Origin of the sequence: Paraburkholderia sp. LEh10 (assembly GCF_017814945.1) — a bacterium.
GTDB lineage: Bacteria > Pseudomonadota > Gammaproteobacteria > Burkholderiales > Burkholderiaceae > Paraburkholderia.
Genome location: NZ_JAGIPX010000107.1, coordinates 1 through 18,321 on the forward strand (window position 1 = coordinate 1; position 18,321 = coordinate 18,321).

An 18,321-nucleotide genomic window follows, 5' to 3' on the forward strand; every position below is an offset into this window, starting at 1 on the left:
AACCGGCTGATCACCGTGCATATTGGGTGGGGATTTTTACTTCGACACTTCTGGGGAAATTACGGTCGACGTTGACATCTCCTTTACGGTAGCGTCGCGATGCTGATTGTAGGCATCAGTGTCTCGCGGGGCCGGGATGCTCATAGGATCTCGAACCAGCGATGATCGCTGCCGTCGATCTGGATCAGTTCGCCCAGGCATGCACGACGGTTACGCGGCTGGTAGATCTTCGGCGGACGCTCCCTGCGCGGCACCCACAGTCCGGCTGCCCGCATCAGCGTGCGCACCGTCTCGACCGCCAGTCCGATGCCGTGACACTCGCGCAGCTTCTCGCAGGCCAGCGTCGGCCCAAAATCCGGGTAGCGCTCGCGGATCAGCGTCAGGGCGCGCAAGGCCAGCCCGTCGTCGAGCTTCCGGTTGCCCGGGCGGCCACGCCGCCCGGATGCCACGCCCGACGCGCCGTGCTCCCGGTAACGGTTCACCAGCCGCTCGACCTGACGTACCGTCAATCCCAGTCGTTCGGCGGCACGACCAGGCTTGAGGCCCGTCTCAACGATCGCCTGAATGACCTTCAGCCTGTCCAGTTCGCGCATGCTCAGACTCACCAGTGTCCTGTCCGGCTTCATGGCGGGCTCCCGCAACGTGGCAGCAGCCTGCCAGCTTGCCAGCGTTCAGAAACACGACATCTGTAAATAGCCAGAACCCGACATTAGGATATAGCCCGTACAGCCGATCCGTTGATAATTAAGATTATGTCAAAATAACGATGCGGAACGAGGGAGTAGGCGGCACATCACGCGACCGCCCTCCTGCCTGTCGACGCAGTAAATGCGGAACGGGATGGCGAGCAGTTCCTGAATGCGGCGACGCCAGGTGTCCGCGATTGCTTGTAAATCCGCTTTCTCTGTCGCGTACACATCGTCGTCGGACGCTTTACGTGCACGGCGAACAATTCCTGCAACGACCACCGGTTCCGGTAAGCCACAGCGTTCCCGCATTTCCGGTGACACGTGGCGCTTTACGCCAAGGTTTTTTACGGGCTGTGGCGAATCGAGACAACATTTTGCGCCCAAGCGTTTTCCCTTTTCTGGCACGTTCAGAGATGGCTGTCAGGCCATATCGCTAACTGCAGTTTAAAATGGAACCGCAATGCCACAAGACATCAGCTCACTCAACTCAATGCTTCGCACTGTCGTGGCGGCGAATCCTTGACAGACAAAACAGCTAGCGAACGCATTGCTCGCCTTGACCAGACGATCGACCAGTTAGAAGAGGCGATCATCAAGCTTAATGCGGAAACGAGGCTTCAGGCACTGGCGCTAACAGCCCTTGCCACGCGCCACGAACGCCCGCGTGTAGCTCGCGTAATCGTTCGATCCGAGTTCGAAAGCCTTCTCTAACGGACGCAGCTCGGCGCGCGCTGCGCCGGCAGCAGGATTTGCATACGGGGCGCAGGACCGGGCTTCCTGTGCTCTCCCGTTTGTTGGCAGAGGCGACGCCGGCACCGCGCCTAGATACAGGGATTTGAAATGAACGAAACAGAGCTCTTACTAGCGTCAGCCATAGCGACGATCTTCCACACGCATCCCGATCCGGGTCTTCTGGGGCGCATGTGGCAAGCGCATATCGATCAGCTCGAACTGATGCTACAGGGACCTGAGCACGCGAAGAACGCACGGCTGCGGATCGCTCTTGCGCAGGCGCAGGCGTGGCTTGCCGAGATACCGGCTTCTCCCGATCACTCGATGACTGCGGCGACGTCACCTGCCAGTGCGCACGCGTACAGCTGTGCGGTCTCGGCTGCGGGCTTCATATGCCCTCCCGATCAACTCGGATAAACGGAATGTTCATGGAATTCGTATTCACAGTACTCGTAGTCTGCGCCATAGGCGGCGCGTTGGTCGTTGACTGGTGGCGCGCGAAGGTGGAAAAACACGCAGACGACGTGAAGGCCGAGGCGGACGCGCGAACGGACCTCCTGATCGTCACGGCCGCTCTCCTACTGCGTACGCACCCGCAGCGCGATGAAGTGGTGGAAGCGATAAAGGAGTTGTCAGGCTCGCAGGAGAGCCGATGGGACGATCCGAAATACAGCGCCGCGCTGAACGAAACGCTGCGGCGCCTCGTCGAGGGAAGCGGAGCGGCACGGCCGCGCGATTTGAACTGAGCGGAAGGGCGCCGCATCATGCTTTGGCCCGTTCGGTTAAGTGGGCGGCGAGCTCGTGTTTAACCACATCGACAGACGACGCAGCAGCCGCAGCAGTGGACGTATGAACAGGCGCTGCACAACGCGCGCACGAACGTGTCCGAAATGATGGTTGGTGGTGCGCGACTTTCGTACTCAGAGGTGGCGCCGCAAATTCGGGCAGTGGGATAAGTGGAGCTGCTGGTCTCTGAGCCGGGCATAATGCCGGCAAAGGAAACCAGAAGATGACAAAAAGAACCCGGCGCACGCACTCAGCAGCGTTCAAGGCAAAGGTGGCATTGGCGGCGGTGCGGGGTGAACGCACGCTGGCCGAACTGGCTCAGCAGTTCGATGTTCACCCGAACCAGATCACAGAATGGAAGCGGCAGTTGCAGGAGCGCGCGGCAGACGTATTTGGTGCGGCAAGCCAGCCTGCGAGCGAACCACCCGTTGACCTGAAGGCGCTGCACGCGAAGATCGGCCAGTTGACCCTGGAGAACGATTTTTTATCCGGCGCGCTCGGCAAAGCCGGTTTGCTGAGCGGAAAGAGATGATTGAGCGCACCCACGCGTTACCCGTGGCGCGACAGGTAAGGCTGCTCGGCATCAGCCGCTCAAGCGCCTATTATGTGCCGCGTTCGGTAAGCACGGCCGAACTTGAGTTGATGCGCCGCATGGACGAATTGCATCTGGAGCACCCGTTTGCCGGAGGCCGCATGCTGGCGCGTCTGCTAAGGCGAGAGGGCTTCGCAGTCGGACGCAAGCACGTCGGGACGTTGATGAAGCGCATGGGTATCGAGGCGCTGTACCGCAAGCCGAACACGGGGGGCGAACAAGGTAAGCACAATTTCCTATCATAGGCGTCCAAGTTATTATGACTTGGTCAAGTCGCCGAAAATTGGGATATATGCTGCGCCAACTGGGCTCAGAGTTCATCCCAGATTTGCGGAAATGATTCAGCAGGTCAGGCCAGGGAGGCTAAGACTTGGGTTGCCACAAATACCCCGCTTTTTGCAGCCGGGCAAGCCAGGCTCCCCGCTTGCCATGACTCGACATCAATTGCGCCAGACGACGCCGGAATACGGCATCCCGCCTCGCGTTTTCATACGCTTCGGCGAGATCCTGCAACTTCTGGAATGCTTGATCGTAGGCGCTGCCCGTTGTGCGTCGCAGTTGTGCATCGATGCTTGACCACGCCGTGTCTTCCTGCTCGAGAAGTGATGTGAGGTACCGTGTGCGTTCCTTACGACGACGGACCTCGGCCGCCTGGCGTGCTTCCTGCTCCTTTTTTTCGCGGATGGCACGATGAGAGGCGACCCTTGATTCGATTTCGGATATTCGACGGCGCCTGGGCAAATTCAATTGATTTGCATTCCTACCCTTCTCCCATTTGAGAAAAGCGTTTCGAAGCGTTCGCTCCGCTTCACGGCTGCGTCCCTGTAGCAGCATGCGCAGTTTCGCCCGCATTTCCTCAACCGGCAACTCACGTAACCAGGGATCAAAGCGACTGCCTTCGCTCCCACTGGATTCTGGGGCCAATAATGACGGGCTGGCCTCGGCGGCAGCGGCGAGCCAATCCGCATCCAGCATCAGAAACTCGGCCAGTGCTACCTGTGCGGGCGTCAACGCCTGTAATCCCGCAGGCACCGGCGGTTCGATTTCGTCATCGTGTAGCTCATCATTCGCGAGGCGGGCAAGCCACCCAAGATAAAGCGGGCGAGCATCGCCGCCGAGCAGCTCGTCGCGTACTGGCAGCAGGCGCGTCATCCACCCCGCACCATCCATCTCCTCCGAGAAGCGGACGTGTTCGCCCGAGTCATCGTTGAACGACCAGTCGAGGAGGCACCAGTCATCGACGTCCATGGCCTCGAACGCTTTCTCGAAACGGGAGCGCCTCTTTCGTCCAGCCTTGACGAAATCGCGGATGGTCGCCGCGTCAAACGTCCCGCGCGGCAGGCGAAGAAGCAGGCGGCAGTTCCCCCAGTTGGAGGAGTAGACGTGGGCATCGAAATATTGCTGTACCCACTCGAGCGGGTCGCCCTTGAGGTTGCCCCAGTGATATTCGTTGACGAAGCTTGTGGCGGTGATCGTGGCCCGCGTGGAGAAACTGCGCAACTCTGCCTGCTGGGTCGCCGTAAGCAGCTGGTCGACGCATGCAAACTCGTAGTATTGGTATTCGCTCATGCCAGATTCCCGTAGCGAAGCGCATGGAAGAGAAGAAGGTGAATGTGCTGGTGCGCAACCCGCCGGAGCCATGAAACTCCGCGCCGACGCGAAAGCCGGATTGCTTCATGGCAAGCGCCGAAACGCGTGCGCGTTGCCATTCTGACGTCCTTTCGGCACGCGATGCGGCGCTTTCAGCCAGCCGCGTCCGCGCCGCCCAGCCGCATCCGGTAGTCCACCAGGAGCTGCTGCTGTGCCTCGAGCTGCGCGGCCAGCTGCGTGAGGTCCGCGCGGAGCGAGTCGCGAGCCTCGCGTACCTGGAGCAGCTCGGCTGCCCGCGCATCGGCTGCCGCCTGCGCTGCGTCGCGCTCGGCCTCGGCGCGCGCCCGATCGGTGAGCGCACGATTGAGGGCGGACTGCAGCGCCTCGCCATGTGCCTGCTGATCGCGTGCGAGCCGGGTCGTGGCCGTCGCTTCTGCGACGAGCCGCGCGTTGTCCCGGTTCAGCTGTGTGATCTCGTTCTGCCGGACGATGGCCGTCTGGTTCGCCTGGCGTAGCTCGGCCTGCACCTGCTGGACCTGCTGCTCATGTCGCTGCGCTTCCTGTTCGCGCTGCTCGCGCGCAGCCGCACGGAAGTGCTCAAGGGGGTAATCGTACTTTTCGTGCAAAATCTGGCGGTTTCGTTTGGAATCACCAGAAAAATCAATCGCTTATGGATTGCGCGATTTCAGGAGGCCGTGTCCTTCTGGTGCGAAATCTGGCGGCTTGGCCCGGGCGTACCCTCGATGCCCGGGCGCGCGCGGTACTCGGCAAGCAGCAACTGTTGGGCGTCGATCTGCGCCGCCAGATGAGCGCGCTCGGCCGTCAGCGACGCGAGCGTTTCGCGTGCGTGCGCGAGTTCCTCGACGTGGGTGTCCAGCGTCGTCCGCATCGCTTCCTGTCCGGCGTCGCTGCGCGCGACATCGGCTAACGCCTGGTTGAGCGTTGTCTGCAGACGCTCGCCGAGCGCCTGCTGTTCGTGCAGCTGCCTGGCTAGGGCGCCCGTTTCAGCGATGAGCCGAGCGTTGTCCTTGTTCAACTGCGTAATCTCGTTCTGCCTGACGATCGCCGACTGGTTCGCCTGGCGTAGCTCGGCCTGCAGCTGCTGGACCTGCTGCTCGTGTCGTCGAGCCTCCTGTTCGCGTTGCTCGCGGGAGGCCGTACGGAAGTGCTCAAGGGCGTCGCGTGCGTGCACAAGCTTTTCCTCAAGCGACTGGCGGAAGTTCTCCTGCTCGGCCAGTCGAGCCGTCTGGTCGCGCACCTGCTGCGTGAGACGCTCGACGTCCAGGTCGCGCCGATGCAGCGTCAGGCGCGCGTCGGCATGCGCGTCCTGCTCGCTGGAAAGAGCGGCGCCCGCGGCCGTGAACTGTGCCTGCAGCGCGGCGCGATCGGCCGCGAGCTTCGCCATCTCGGCCTGTGCCTGCTGACGCTGCGCCGCTGAGGCGGTGGCCTGCTCGTCGACGAGCGCCTGCGCTTCCTCGTGCAGGCGCGCCGCGAGCCGGGCCACCAGATCCTGGATCGCGTCCGAGAGCGACCCAGCGCGTGTGAGCGACGCGCCTTCCTCTTCCTCCAGTTCCTTCAGGTACCGGTGGATCGTGGTTTTCGAGCCCGTGTTGCCGAGCGCGATACGTATCGCGTCGATCGATGTGTGCTGCCCCTGCGCGAGCAATGCGTCGCGGGCGCGCTTTACGTCCATGCGCGTAAGACCGCTGCGGGCCATCTGCTTCCTCGCTCGAATATCGTACTGTAATACGTACCATGTATATACGTATCACAGCACGCGGTCAAGGGCGGCTTGATGTGGGCATTGCTGGCCTGCGATAAAGGCGGGTTATCAAATGTAAGAGCCGAAGAGTGACCTCCGGCGGCCAGAAACGGTACGGAATACAGATTCGCTGCCCGATTTCAGGCCAGCTGCAGCTGGAGATCTTCTCCGGGCGTGCGGACCTGATAGCCCATTGCCCGGTAGCCGCGCTGGCGTTTCTCCCACATGCGCTGCAGCACCGGGTGGCCGCCATCCACATAATCGATCACCCGTACGCCAGTCTTGCCCGCATGCTCGCGGTGCAGCCGGCCGGCGTACTGCTGCAGCGTGCCCCTCCACGCAACCGGCATGGCCAGTACCAGCGTGTCCAGTGCCGGGTGGTCGAAGCCTTCGCCTACGAGCCTGCCAGTCGCCAGCACCACGCGGGGCGTATCCCCGGCCAGCGCGTCAAGAGCCGCCAACTGGGTGGCGCGCGCTTTTCTGCCGAGCCGTCCGTGCAGCACGAACAGCGACTGCACCGTGTCTTGCAGCATCTGCTGCAGGCTTTCAAGATGGTCCGTCCGCTCGGTGAGTACCAGCACGTTCCGCCCCTGCCCGTACTGTTCACGTACAGCCGCCGCGATCATCTGCGTGCGCGGGGTGTCCTGCGCGAGCTGAGCGAACACCGCCTGGATTGGCGCGTCGGCCGCGACGTCCACTGCGGAGGTGAGCCTTTGCGGGAAGACCTCAAGCACCTGCGGCGCGCCAGCGGGCGACTTCGCCGCATGCCGGATTGGCCCGCACAGCATGAACATCACCGGTTGCTGGCTGTCGCGCCGCACCGGCGTCGCCGTCAGGCCGAGCACGTAGCGTGCATTGACGCCCTTGAGCACGGCCTCGAAGGAATCCGCGGAGACGTGATGACATTCATCGACGATGACATGGCCGTAACGCCGCAACAGCTCGCCGCGGGCACCATCGGGTGCCACGGATTGCAGCATCGCGACATCGATCCGGCCCGTCGCCTTCGACTTGCCGCCGCCGATCGTGCCGATCTCGCGCGCGTCGAGTGCGAGAAACGACTGCAGGCGCTCGCGCCACTGGTCAAGCAGCTCCCGGCGGTGCACAAGCACGAGCGTGTTGACGCCTCGCTGCGCGATCATCGCGGCCGCCGTCACGGTCTTGCCGAACGCCGTCGGCGCATGCAGGATGCCGGTGTCGTGTCGCAGCAGGTCGGTGACGGCCGCCTGCTGGTCATCGCGCAACGTGCCGGCAAACGGAACTGCAAGCGGCTCGCCGGTGCAGCGCTCGTCGCGCACGTCGCAGGCGATGTCGTTATCGCGCAGTAGCGTCATGACGTCGTCAAGGCATCCGCGCGGCAATGCAATGTGGCGCGGGCAGTTCTCGGCGCGCCCAATGATGCGTGGCTTGTCCCATACGCTGAAGCCGCGCGCCTGGGCCCGGTAGAACTCCGGATTCTGGAAGGCGGCCAGCCGGATAAGCCGGTTGAGCAGTGCCTGCGGAAGCTCCGCCTTTTCAAGATAGAGCTGGTTCGCGAGCGTCAGCGTGAGCGACACCGGCATCGTTCCGGCCAGCCGCTTCGGCTGCGCGGGCGCTGGCTTCCACGGTTCGGCCTGGTCCTCCTCGGCGATGAACGCGACGTCGAGCGGGTGCGCACCGCCCGTGGCGCGAAAGATCACCCCCTCGATGTCGCGGCTGTCCATGGTTTGCACGGACGCGAGATACGACCACTGATCAGCGTACGGCTGAAAGCCGTCATCGACAAACACGCTCCAGCCATGCTCGCGTGGCCGCTTCTGCAGCGGCAGGGCAATGAGGTTACCGAAGCCGCCTTTGGGCAGCACATCCTGGTTCGGGAAGAGCCGGTCGTAGGACGTCAGTTCGAGCTGACGGGTCCGGGTACAGGTGTGGCTGATGATGGCTGAGCCCATCCGTCGCGCGTCACGTGCAGCAACGGCCGACGAAAAGAAGATCCACGCGTGAGCGCCATTGCCTGAACGCGAGATTTCGAGCGATACCGGTACGCCCATCTCGAGGCAGGATTGCCGGAACGCCTGCGCATCTTCACGCCAGCCTTCCTCGTCGAAGTCGACAGCGAGCAGGTAGCAGGTGCCGTCCGGCATCAGCGGATAGAGGCCCACCGTGCGATCGCCGGCCAGGTGCGTATAGACGACCTGGTCGTCCAGCGTCAGCAGTACACGATGCCCGCAGTCAGCGCACCGGATGCGGGGCTTTTCGCAGATCCCGGCGCGCCATTCGTTGGCGCACGCCGGCGCGTAGCCGGATTTTCCGGAATTGCGGCTTTCCCAGCGTAGCGGATAGACATCCGTGCGGCCGCGAAACAGCCGCCGGAAGAGCTGTACCTTCTGCTCGGGCGAAAGTACGGGGGCGCCCGTGTTTCGCACTGCTGGCGATGGTTCGTTCCGGGCCACCCGCACGGGCTTTGCCTGCGTTTGCAGCGTTACCGGCAGCAAGGCGGTGAGCCGCGCGATTTCGGCCTGCAGGCGGGTGAGCTCCACGAGCAGCTCCTCGCGTGTGAAATTTTCCCAGTCTGCCTGTAGCACATTGCCTTCGTTCATTGCTTCACCGGCCGAAACCCTGGCTCCCATCGAGCACGCCGGCTGGCGCACACGTTCGTTGTTGCATATCATCGTCTCCGATACAGATCACCTGATTTTACCCACGAGCCATGTCTGCCATCGATCGCTACGTCGAAGCCGCGACGCGCGAAAACACCCGCCGCAGTTACCAGTCGGCACTCCGGCATTTCGAGATTGAATGGGGCGGCTTTCTGCCCGCGAGCGCTGACGTGATCGCGCGGTACCTTGCCGATCACGCAGAAACCCTGTCTATCAATACCCTACGCTCGCGGCTTGCAGCGCTTGCGCAATGGCACCAGACGCAGGGTTTTCCGGATCCGACGAAAGCCCCGCATGTGCGCAAGGTCCTCAGAGGCATCGTCGCGCTGCATCCCGCAACCGAGAAGCGGGCGAAGCCCATGCAGCTCGCGCAGCTCGAAAAGCTCACAGCGTGGCTCGATGAGCGGATCGCCAGGGAAGCCGACGAGCGCGACCGCAATGCGTGCATTCGCAACCGGGCCCTGGTGCTGCTGGGCTTCTGGCGCGGCTTTCGCTCCGACGAACTCAGCCGGCTGCGGATCGAGCACGTAGCCGTTGAAGCAGGCCGCGGCATGACACTGTACCTGCCGCGCACGAAAGGCGACCGCGCGCAACTGGGCACGACCTTCAAGGCCCCGGCACTTTCACGGCTGTGTCCGGTAACGGCTTACGAGGCGTGGATTGCGGCCTCCGGCCTGACGGAAGGCCCCGTGTTCCGGAGCATTGACCGCTGGGGAAACATCAGCGACGAGGGACTGCATGCGGGCAGCTTCGTGCCGCTGTTGCGTGCGCTTTTCCATGCGGCAGGCCTGGCCGCGCCGGACAGCTACAGCAGCCACTCACTACGGAGGGGCTTCGCAACGTGGGCCAACTCGAACGGCTGGGATCTGAAAATGCTGATGCAGTACGTTGGCTGGAAAGACGTGCGCTCTGCGATGCGCTACATCGACGCGGCCGATCCGTTCGCGCAGCATCGCATCGAATCGGCACTCGCAACGCCAGACGCGGCCATGCAGGAACTACCCGTCATCGCATTGCCTGCGCCATAACCGCTGGATCGAGGCACGCTCCACGCCCCCGTGACGGATACGTACCGGGGGAGATTCGCTGCAAGCTCAATCGCGATCCGGACCAGCCAGATCTTCATGGCGGAGCGCTTCGAGCGGGCGCAGCACATCACGGATCGATAAAAGTCCGGCGACATAGTGATCGATCTGGTCAAGCACGTCCTCGATATGCTCGACAATCGACACATCCCGGGTTGTTGACGCGAAGTTCGCGCCGTTGACGAGTGCATGCACGATGCCATGCAGGCGCAACAGGTCGTCCCGCAGGCCTTCCGGATCGTTAAGGCCTGTGCGCAGTTCGTCGAGCGTATCTACCGCATCGAGCACCCGCGTCGTGTCATAGCGCGCCTGCAGTCCCTCCAGTGCGACGGCATCAACTTCCCCGTACGGGGTGGTGGTCACCGCGGCTCTCGCACTCATCCAGCGTTACCTCATTTCGTCGTGAGGCCGGGCCGCCCGGCCAAACAGGGCATCGTTGATCCAGCTTTCGGGCGGACGTTCCAGATGCAGCCGGTAGCGCCCGAAGCGGCGAATGTTGTGCGTCGCATATGGGCTCACGAATTCAATGTCCTCGTTGCGGACCTTCTCGCCCTCGGCCACCATGTCGCGCAGGGCCCGCATCATGTCCACCGTGTTCTGCAGGATCACGGCCGATGCGATGAGGTCATTGTAGCGTAGCCGTTTTTGCTGCTCTTCCGGCTCATTCTCCGCGATCACGTCGCCGCCGAACGACAGCCATTTCGCGAAGCCGTTGTACGACTCTATCTTGTTGGTGCTTGCCGTCACGTCCTGGCGCAGTTCCCGGTTGCCGATCCATTCAAGCAGAAAGACCGTCCGCACGACGTTGCCGAGTTCGCGTGCAGCGAGATACAGGCGGTTCTTGCGGCTCTCGGACCCAAGGCGGCGCAGCAGCAACGGTGAAGATATCGTGCCCGCCTGAATTGACACCGCCACCTGCATGAGTTCCTGCCAGTGCCGCTCGATCAGCACCCAGTCGATGGTCGCCGTGAAAAGCCCGTCGATATGCCTGTACTTCGCGTCGCCGTGCGGGCGGTACAGCACGAGGTCTTTCCAGTTGCGGATTCTGGGCATCAGCTTGATGCCGAGCAGATGGGTGAACGCAAACACGGCGGCCGATTGTCCCTGCGTATCCGCATGCACGGTGTCGGCCTTGACGGACAGGCCGGCCTTGAGCAGCCCTTCGATTACATAGATCGCTTCCCAGACGCCCGGCGGGATGAAATGCCGGAATACCGCGATATAGTTGTCGGCGACGTGGCGGTAGGCGACCGCACCCATTTTCCGGTAGCGGAAGTGATAGCCGGCCAGCAGGTTGTTGTCGTAGAAGTCGTACTGCGTGCCGTCGGCCGCTACAGTCTTGCCGTCGCCCCAATGCTTTGGCAGATCGAGTCGCAGGTATAGCTCGATCAACTCGCGCTGCGCGGCCTCGAGCCTGTCCAGATTCATATGCCGACGGTTCACGAATGACAGCATGTGCGCCGTCACGTCGGTATCGAGATGGCGTGCCGCCTGGGTCGGGCCCAGGTTGCAGCCCATCGCGAAGATCGTTAGCAGATACCGCTCGGCCGCCTTGCGTATCTGCGGATCGATCCCGGACAATGGTCCGAAGTGGCGGGTAAAATGCGTCCAGTGCTCGATGTTCGCGAGAATGTCGAGCACATTGCGGGTCGGCAGACGCGCATTGATCCGCTCCTGAAGGGCGATCGCACTGGCTGGAACTTCCCTGGCGATGGTCTTTCGCAGGATTGGCTCGCCTTTCTGGTCGATCGTGACATGTTCGCGCTTGCGCGGATACTCGTCGTCAAGCTTGCGCGCGGCGTCGGTCAACCACTGACGCAGTTGGGCAACGAATTCGCTGCCCGTTTCCGGCAGGCCGACTTTCGCGCAGTATTCGGGCAACTGCTGCTCACACTGTCGCCACGGCAGCAGGTGGTCGCGATAGTCGGCATAGGAATCGGACCCGGACACGCACAGATCGCCGACGCGCAGTTCCTCCGCCATGTACGAGAACACGCACAGCTCGAGATAGCGCCGGTTGGTCGGTGCCCCTTCACCGTGGGAGCGCCGCACAAGCTTGCGCCAGCGCGCCGCTGCGAAACTCAGGTCTACATCGGCATCGATCCATTCGCGGTGTAACGTTTCGTTCTCCAGCACAACACCAAGCGCATCGAGGAGCGTGCGCACCTGGCTCGTGGAATCCCATTCGAGCGTGCGGGCGAGACGCATGAGGACCGAACGGTGCGCCCGGAAATGCTTCCAGAGCAGCGGCAGGTGATTGCGGCCGCTGAATGCGCGGATCTCGGCACAGCTCTCACGCAGCGGTTCGAGGTCGCCTTTTGGTGCAAGCCACTTTCGTATGGACTGCGCGATCGCCCTCTCGTCGGACTCGTCAGCAAGAATGTCGACGACGCCATCGAGCAGGACCACGAGATCCTCGACCTTGTCACGCTGCCTGCGCTGAACGATCTCCAGTTCGTCGCTCGCGCGCTTGTGGATCGCACCCATACGTCGCACGAACATGTCGGCGAGATCGTCGCGGGCACGCACGCGCATGCGATTAAGCAGCGCCACGATCAATGTGTAACGTTTCTCGGGAAGGGTGTCTTTCCGGAGGGCGGACGCGTCGAGTGCCATCGCCTGAGTGGCCAGTGAGCGCAGCTTTGATGCCGGGACGCCGGCGAGCGCAATCGTGAAGTCCCCGATCTCGTCGAGCCAGGTGATCTGGTCAATCAGCAGGTCCAGGTGCTGCCGCGATGGCCGCCTCGCGTGGCGCTTGATGCGGTTGTAGGCGGTCTGCCGGCTCGACAGGTCGCGGGCCAGCAGACGGTCCAGATTGTTCTTCTGTTCATCGGTCAGGCGTCGTGCGACCCGCCGGAAAAGCCGCGCCTGGGTCTTTGCATGGATCTGCTCGGTAATCCGGTCCAGCGTCGAGAAAGCCGGTAGTTCGATGTCCTGCGCGATCAGTTCATCGATCGTGGCATTGATAATGTCGACCGGCTGGTCCATGGACAGCGCAGCCGTATGTGCGGCGCGCGTCGCGATCGTGCCCGCGTCGGTGCCGTAGTACGGCTTGACACCGAGGTGCTCGCGAACTGCGGCGTAATGCCGGAACAGCGTGGGCGATGCCTGCGTGTCATAACCGAAGCGTACTGCGGGACCGATATTTGCCGCCGCGCGCACGTGTTCGATGACGGCCGCCGGGATGCTGTCGAGCGACGGGAAATGATGCATCTGCTGGAAGACTTTCAGGAGCACCAGCAGACCCAGCCGGGGGCGCTCGCCCCGGGACGACCGTCGCGCCCATTCCAGTTCATCGGGCAGGGGCGTGTAGCAGGCTTGCAGGTCCCGCGTGGCAAGGACCTTGGGAAAGCGCGGATAGGCAGTACGTTCGATGGTGGCCATGCGAGTCGTCCTGATCGCAGCGGGCCGCTCAGATTAGCCGAAGAAAATCCGGTCGTTACCAGGTCAGTTCGAAATGATTCCGCGCGTCTTTATAACCCCAAAGCTTATGATCGGAATTTACGCGTACCTTGCCGCTACCCCAACACGAGCCGCAAACATGCGGCCCACAAGATCTGGCCGTACCTGCTGCGCGACCGGAAAGTCGATCGCAGCAACCAGGTCTGGGCACTCGACACGACGTACGTGCCGATGGCGCGCGGCTTCGTCTATCTGACGGCAGTCGTCGACTGGGCAAGCCGCCGTGTGCTCGCGCACCGGGTAGCCATCACGCTCGAAGCCGAGCATGCCGTCGCCGTGCTGGAAGAGGCGTTCGCGAGGTATGGGCAGCCAGAAATCGTCAATACCGATCAGGGTAGCCAATTCACCAGCGACGTGTTCACTGAGACTGTGCTCGGCAAAGGCGTCCGGCTGTCGATGGATGGCAAGGGCAGTTGGCGCGACAATGTGTTCGTCGAGCGGCTATGGCGGAGTGTGAAATATGAAGAGGTATATTTAAAAGCGTATGAATCGGTGAGCCAGGCCCGCGAGTCGATCGCCGCTTACATGACGTGGTACAACCGGCAACGGCCTCATTCCAGTCTGACCGACCGCACGCCGGACGAGGCTTACTTCGCGATGCTGCCTGCGATCAATACGGCAGCTTAACGATCAGCGGCTTCCACTTTAAATCGCGAAACGACTGTCCGAACGTACGGGGCCACCTCTCTCGGACAATGCTACCCAGATTCCCGCTAACCGGTATTGGGCACTCTTGGCGTATCCGGGAAACATTCTGACGAAAGCCGTCGGCATCGATCCCCTAGAATTATCCCGTTCCAACCCCGTGGAACAACTGGTCTATGGTTATTTGTGCCGCGCCGGCCCATGCTGGCGCGGTCTTTTTCATGGCCTCGGAAGCGGTAAATTGGAACCAAACGGGGGTTCCATTTGGCGGAGCCGCACTAGATGTCTCGGTGCGGCCACTTTTTTGCTTACTCGGCCGGGCTCCCCTTTCGTAAATCGACTCGGCCGCCATACTCAAAAAAACCGTGCAGATTCATTGACTATGGATCTGAACCTGCGGCCATCGACGGAAACTGACCTTGCCCAAACCTATGGTTGGGCGGAGACCATAGCGCGACATAAAGCGTTCTGCTCTGATGGGGCGTCGATGCCCAAACGGTCTGGTTTGAGTCTAAACCTGACGAGCCGAGGTGAGTGTTCTCGGGAAATCCTTGCAATGACTACCGGATGCGGCGAGCCAGAGCGGTCCTGCTCTTCCGATCGCGCGTGACGCACAAAGGCAGTGTTTTTCATGCAACATGACGTATAGCGACAAGGTTTTGGGGCGCATCGAGCGCCCTTCTGTGTCAGCCTTTACGGTGGTCTAAGACGCCGAATCACTGGCTTTCACAGAAGGAAGTTCGAATGCGACGTATCAAGCTCAAACCTGCCGGCCGTCTGACACGGCTCGGCTTTAAACCGCTTTTGTCCGGTGACACTGCTTCGGCTTCAGGAAACGGTGATACCACCTATGGATGCTCGCGCTGTGGTTTTGCTCTTCTCGAAGGCAATCGCGAATCTGCACTCCGTCGGTACTACATCCGTTGCCCCATGTGTTATTCGATCAGCATCGGCGCATAGACAAACAAGGTTCATGAAGGAATACCTAGGTGATTGATAAAGTCCCTGACGAATTGCACGAACGCGTGCTGAGTCTTGAGATCGCATGTCAGAACCTCATTGGCCAACTAGCTGTGATGTCCGTCGCGATACATGCGCTCGTGCGCACGCACGCCGATCCGTCATCAGCCCTAGCGCTTTTTGAAAGCGAGTTCGAAGCCGTTCTTGAATCTGCACCGGCTTCATCACGCCTTGATCCTTGGGTGATATCTGCGCGCCGCGAAGCGAATTTGCTTAGACGCCATTTCGCGAACGGCGCACGCGCGCGCGAAATGCGCTGACGCGCTTGTCGCGGTGGCGTCGCCCAATGCGCCAGAACTCAGGCGCGGTCACGGATTCAGTCCCGTAAAAAACACGATGCGGTTCCATCAACAACTCATAGATGCCACCAGCGGACGCTGCGAACTACAGATCTACTACGAAGGATTTATTCGCGTAGTCGAGCCACACACGTACGGAATCGACTACCGTGGTCATCACGTGCTGCGTGCGTACCAGATCGCTGGCGGCAGCGCGTGGGGAAACCTGTTTAGCTGGAAAATGATACAAACCAATGAGATTAAGCATCTGTGTGAAACCGGAACTCGCTTTCACTTGGCCAGCCCGGGATACAGACGTGAAGCCCTTCCCATGAAGCGCATTTATGCGCGGTTCTGACTTACACCTGTCGGACGTCATCAAAGGAAGCCCTACGGACGAACAATCGATCAACGCACGCAGTCGAATTCCGAAACCGAACCGACCTTCGACAGCCTTTGACGATTCGACGTAAGGCGAGCCTCGATCGAGGTGAGATCGTTGGGCGTGATGCATGCCGCGAACCGTTACATCACGTCGCGCCAGTTCAAGAAGCTGCGGGTGGAATTCGCGCGATATCTGGTGAGGCCCGTCATCGCGGAGAGGAAAGCGCGCTGAGTTTGAAATCGTTTGCTCCGGCCAAGAACAATTGGTCAACTTAGTCTTGACACTGCGCTAAAATCTCTCCGGTGCAGTCTTCGTTGACTAGTGGCCACGAAGTCGATTGGCTTGAAGCAAAAAGAGGGGGCATTCAGGCCCCGCCGCATCAGAAAGCTCGGTGCAGCTTCCTTTTCATTTGCTCGCCGTTCTTCCCGAACGCACCGAGCCATCCAAATTTTATCTAAATCAACCGATGCTAGGTGGATAACACACCAAAATCTCACCGGAGAAAAGCGGCCAGTGGCGGGATCGATGTGGCTGGCAAATGCAAATAGCGCTGAGATACCGATCAAGCAAAGAGGGAGAGCCATGTCGATCATCACACCTCCAAGTTAAAGCATGGCGCAGTGTAACGTCTATCCAATTCGCATTATTTTAGTCGACGGATATCGCAAACATTCTGTCTTCCGCGGGCAAACCAATTGGCTGTATGATTCATCCGCTCCGGCACTCGGATCGGGCGGCCACTTGAACTTTACCGCCGCCTCACCTCCGTCGAGGTGCGTTTTCCTTCCAGCGCCGTATGCATTGTCGAGTTTCGAGATTTTGCTGGTCAGTAACATCAGCGATCGCTCAAACTCCATGCAAAGCGAGCATTCTGCTGAACTAGACGCGACAATCTCGACGTGGTTGCATGAGTACCGGTTTTGCAATCGATTTTGACCTATCTTTCGCCTGGATCATCGCCTATCTGGTTATGAATCTATACTCTGCCCGTTGGGTGAGAACACGACATGAGGCGCGATACTTTCATCTCGAGTTACAGTCCCATCGAGCACGCGAGCGTACCGAGGCAGGAAAGCTGCACCGCTGAAGGAGTGTTGTGGAGCCTCCTCATTGCTGCATCGCTGTTTGCCGCGGCAGCAATCACCTCAGTGCTATGACGTGTACTTACCGAAACAAATGAAGATAAAGGCGATACTAGCTGCGATCCTGGTCGGAATGACACCGATGCTGCATTCGACCGCAGGAGCACACACTACTCACTATCTTGAGCGGGTCAAATCCTTCGAGATGGACAAAGGAATCTACGACGTCGCAATGGTCGGCGACAGTCTGACCGAGGGCGGAAAATGGGCATTGCTATTTCCACGCGTCACGATAGCGCGGTATCTCCGGCGATACGATCGATGGTGTACTCCATCGCACGGAGACTATACGGAGCACAGGCGCCAAGCAGGTCTTTCTGATGATAGGCGTGAACGATGTATTGTCCGGGGGACTATCCGCAGCCGACATCATACCGTCTTATGAGCTCATGATTGACAGCTTGCGCGCGACGGGTGCGCAGGTTTTCGTCGAGTCAACGCTTTACACGGACTACCCCGGCAGAGAGAAAGTCAACGCTCAGATCGCAGTGCTAAACCACGTTATCGCAGATTATTGCCGCGCACAGAACGTTGTCTTCATTGACGTGAACAGCGTTCTTTCTGTCGGCGAACGCCTTAGAGGGTGTTAGGAACTTTGAGCTAGACCTGGTACCCTGGCGGAATGAAAAAACGCAGGCCCTACCCAACGGATGTATCGGATGAAGAGTGGTACTTCGCCGCTCCGTACCTGACCTTGATGAACAAGGACGCACCGCAGCGCCGCTACGAACTGCGCGAGATGTTCAACGCGCTGCGCTGGATCGTACGTGCGGGAGCCCCATGGCGTTTGTTGCCCAATGATTTTCCGCCGTGGGAACTGGTCTACCAGCAGACGCAACGCTGGATTCAGGCGGGCTGCTTCGAGGCCATGGTGAGCGATTTGCGTTCGATCATCCGGGTCGCCCAGGACCGCCGTGGTCAACCCAGCGCGGTCATCCTCGATGGCCGTACGCTGCAGTCGACGTGCGAAAGCGGTGCACGTGCAGGCTACGACGGGTACAAACGCAAGAAAGGCAGCAAGGTACATATGGCGGTGGACACGTTGGGACAACTTCTCGCGGTGCATGTGACGCCGGCCAACGAGCAGGAGCGCGCGCAGGTTGGAGAACTGGCGCGTCAGGTTCAGCAGGCAACAGGCCAGACGGTCAAGGTGGCGTTCGCGGATCAGGGATATACCGGCGAAGAGCCCGCGCAGGCGGCGCTTGACGAAGGGATTGAACTTCAGGTCATCAAGTTGCCAGAGGCGAAAAAGGGCTTCGTGCTGTTGCCGCGCCGCTGGGTGGTCGAGCGCAGCTTCGGCTGGCTCAACCGCTTCCGCCGACTGGCAAGAGACTACGAGCGATTGCCCGAAACTCTGGCCGGCTTGCACTTCGTCGTATTCTCCGTGCTTATGCTTGTTCACTTTGCAACCCTTAGCAGAAGTGCCTAACACCCTCTAAGCTCTTGTGTCCCGCCCACGCCTGGATCAGCGTGCCGTCTACGCTGAAGTGCTCGCCCGAGAGCAGATCCTTCTT

12 protein-coding genes and 3 pseudogenes are annotated in these 18,321 nt (G+C 60.8%); 8 read left to right on the top strand and 7 right to left on the bottom strand.

Annotated elements, in window-relative coordinates:
- Positions 1 to 149: 149 nt before the first annotated feature.
- A pseudogene (locus J8I87_RS40870) lies at positions 150 to 599 on the bottom strand (helix-turn-helix domain-containing protein); the annotation flags it as partial.
- 411 nt (positions 600 to 1,010) lie between these two features.
- Between J8I87_RS40870 and J8I87_RS40875 the strand changes: the two are divergent.
- The 4 genes and pseudogenes from J8I87_RS40875 to J8I87_RS40890 all read left to right on the top strand — a co-directional run.
- Positions 1,011 to 1,400: a hypothetical protein gene (locus J8I87_RS40875; RefSeq protein ID WP_209938162.1), complete on the top strand. Its 390-nt coding sequence runs from the start codon at positions 1,011 to 1,013 to the stop codon at positions 1,398 to 1,400.
- A 129-nt stretch (positions 1,401 to 1,529) separates the two neighbouring features.
- On the top strand, positions 1,530 to 1,838 hold the full coding sequence (locus J8I87_RS40880) for a hypothetical protein (protein ID WP_209938164.1): 309 nt from the start codon (positions 1,530 to 1,532) through the stop codon (positions 1,836 to 1,838).
- Positions 1,839 to 1,849: 11 nt separating this feature from the next.
- Positions 1,850 to 2,167, top strand: a complete 318-nt coding sequence (locus J8I87_RS40885) for a hypothetical protein (RefSeq protein ID WP_209938166.1) — start codon at positions 1,850 to 1,852, stop codon at positions 2,165 to 2,167.
- A 263-nt stretch (positions 2,168 to 2,430) separates the two neighbouring features.
- Positions 2,431 to 3,008: pseudogene (locus tag J8I87_RS40890) on the top strand (IS3 family transposase); the annotation flags it as partial.
- Positions 3,009 to 3,162: 154 nt separating this feature from the next.
- Here J8I87_RS40890 and J8I87_RS40895 read toward each other — a convergent pair.
- The 4 genes from J8I87_RS40895 to J8I87_RS40910 form a co-directional block, all read right to left on the bottom strand.
- The gene (locus tag J8I87_RS40895; protein WP_209938168.1) at positions 3,163 to 4,368 is read right to left on the bottom strand and encodes a hypothetical protein; all 1,206 of its coding nucleotides are present in this window, start codon (positions 4,366 to 4,368) and stop codon (positions 3,163 to 3,165) included.
- Positions 4,369 to 4,541: 173 nt separating this feature from the next.
- Positions 4,542 to 5,015: an integrase gene (locus J8I87_RS40900; RefSeq protein ID WP_245254547.1), complete on the bottom strand. Its 474-nt coding sequence runs from the start codon at positions 5,013 to 5,015 to the stop codon at positions 4,542 to 4,544.
- Between the two features lie 59 nt (positions 5,016 to 5,074).
- The gene (locus J8I87_RS40905) at positions 5,075 to 6,106 is read right to left on the bottom strand and encodes a DNA-binding protein (protein ID WP_209938170.1); all 1,032 of its coding nucleotides are present in this window, start codon (positions 6,104 to 6,106) and stop codon (positions 5,075 to 5,077) included.
- Positions 6,107 to 6,291: 185 nt separating this feature from the next.
- Positions 6,292 to 8,730, bottom strand: a complete 2,439-nt coding sequence (locus J8I87_RS40910) for a TOTE conflict system archaeo-eukaryotic primase domain-containing protein (RefSeq protein ID WP_245254548.1) — start codon at positions 8,728 to 8,730, stop codon at positions 6,292 to 6,294.
- A 110-nt stretch (positions 8,731 to 8,840) separates the two neighbouring features.
- Here J8I87_RS40910 and J8I87_RS40915 point away from each other — a divergent pair, with 110 nt between their 5' ends.
- Positions 8,841 to 9,818, top strand: a complete 978-nt coding sequence (locus J8I87_RS40915; RefSeq protein WP_245254549.1) for a site-specific integrase — start codon at positions 8,841 to 8,843, stop codon at positions 9,816 to 9,818.
- A gap of 66 nt (positions 9,819 to 9,884) precedes the next feature.
- Here the strand turns inward: J8I87_RS40915 and tnpC are convergent, their stop codons facing one another.
- Positions 9,885 to 10,256, bottom strand: coding sequence for a Tn3 family transposase post-transcriptional regulator TnpC (gene tnpC / locus J8I87_RS40920; RefSeq protein ID WP_209938171.1), 372 nt, complete (start codon positions 10,254 to 10,256; stop codon positions 9,885 to 9,887).
- 6 nt (positions 10,257 to 10,262) lie between these two features.
- Positions 10,263 to 13,259 (bottom strand): Tn3 family transposase, encoded by a 2,997-nt coding sequence (locus J8I87_RS40925; protein WP_209938173.1) that lies wholly within the window; start codon positions 13,257 to 13,259, stop codon positions 10,263 to 10,265.
- Positions 13,260 to 13,391: 132 nt separating this feature from the next.
- On the opposite strand from J8I87_RS40925, the pseudogene J8I87_RS40930 reads away from it, so the two are divergent.
- The 3 genes and pseudogenes from J8I87_RS40930 to J8I87_RS40940 all read left to right on the top strand — a co-directional run.
- Positions 13,392 to 13,964: pseudogene (locus J8I87_RS40930) on the top strand (IS3 family transposase); the annotation flags it as partial.
- 3,085 nt (positions 13,965 to 17,049) lie between these two features.
- The gene (locus tag J8I87_RS46540) at positions 17,050 to 17,397 is read left to right on the top strand and encodes a GDSL-type esterase/lipase family protein (protein ID WP_209938178.1); all 348 of its coding nucleotides are present in this window, start codon (positions 17,050 to 17,052) and stop codon (positions 17,395 to 17,397) included.
- Positions 17,398 to 17,429: 32 nt separating this feature from the next.
- On the top strand, positions 17,430 to 18,236 hold the full coding sequence (locus tag J8I87_RS40940) for an IS5 family transposase (RefSeq protein WP_209938175.1): 807 nt from the start codon (positions 17,430 to 17,432) through the stop codon (positions 18,234 to 18,236).
- The last annotated feature ends 85 nt before the right edge of the window (positions 18,237 to 18,321 follow it).

Excerpts from the sequence above, each read along its gene's own strand:
- J8I87_RS40895 (WP_209938168.1), bottom strand. The coding sequence starts at position 4,368 with ATGAGCGAATACCAATACTACGAGTTTGCATGCGTCGACCAGCTGCTT.
- J8I87_RS40915 (WP_245254549.1), top strand. The coding sequence starts at position 8,841 with ATGTCTGCCATCGATCGCTACGTCGAAGCCGCGACGCGCGAAAACACC.
- J8I87_RS40925 (WP_209938173.1), bottom strand. The coding sequence starts at position 13,259 with ATGGCCACCATCGAACGTACTGCCTATCCGCGCTTTCCCAAGGTCCTT.
- J8I87_RS40905 (WP_209938170.1), bottom strand. The coding sequence starts at position 6,106 with ATGGCCCGCAGCGGTCTTACGCGCATGGACGTAAAGCGCGCCCGCGAC.
- tnpC (WP_209938171.1), bottom strand. The coding sequence starts at position 10,256 with ATGAGTGCGAGAGCCGCGGTGACCACCACCCCGTACGGGGAAGTTGAT.
- J8I87_RS40880 (WP_209938164.1), top strand. The coding sequence starts at position 1,530 with ATGAACGAAACAGAGCTCTTACTAGCGTCAGCCATAGCGACGATCTTC.
- J8I87_RS40885 (WP_209938166.1), top strand. The coding sequence starts at position 1,850 with ATGGAATTCGTATTCACAGTACTCGTAGTCTGCGCCATAGGCGGCGCG.
- J8I87_RS40940 (WP_209938175.1), top strand. The coding sequence starts at position 17,430 with ATGAAAAAACGCAGGCCCTACCCAACGGATGTATCGGATGAAGAGTGG.
- J8I87_RS40910 (WP_245254548.1), bottom strand. The coding sequence starts at position 8,730 with ATGAACGAAGGCAATGTGCTACAGGCAGACTGGGAAAATTTCACACGC.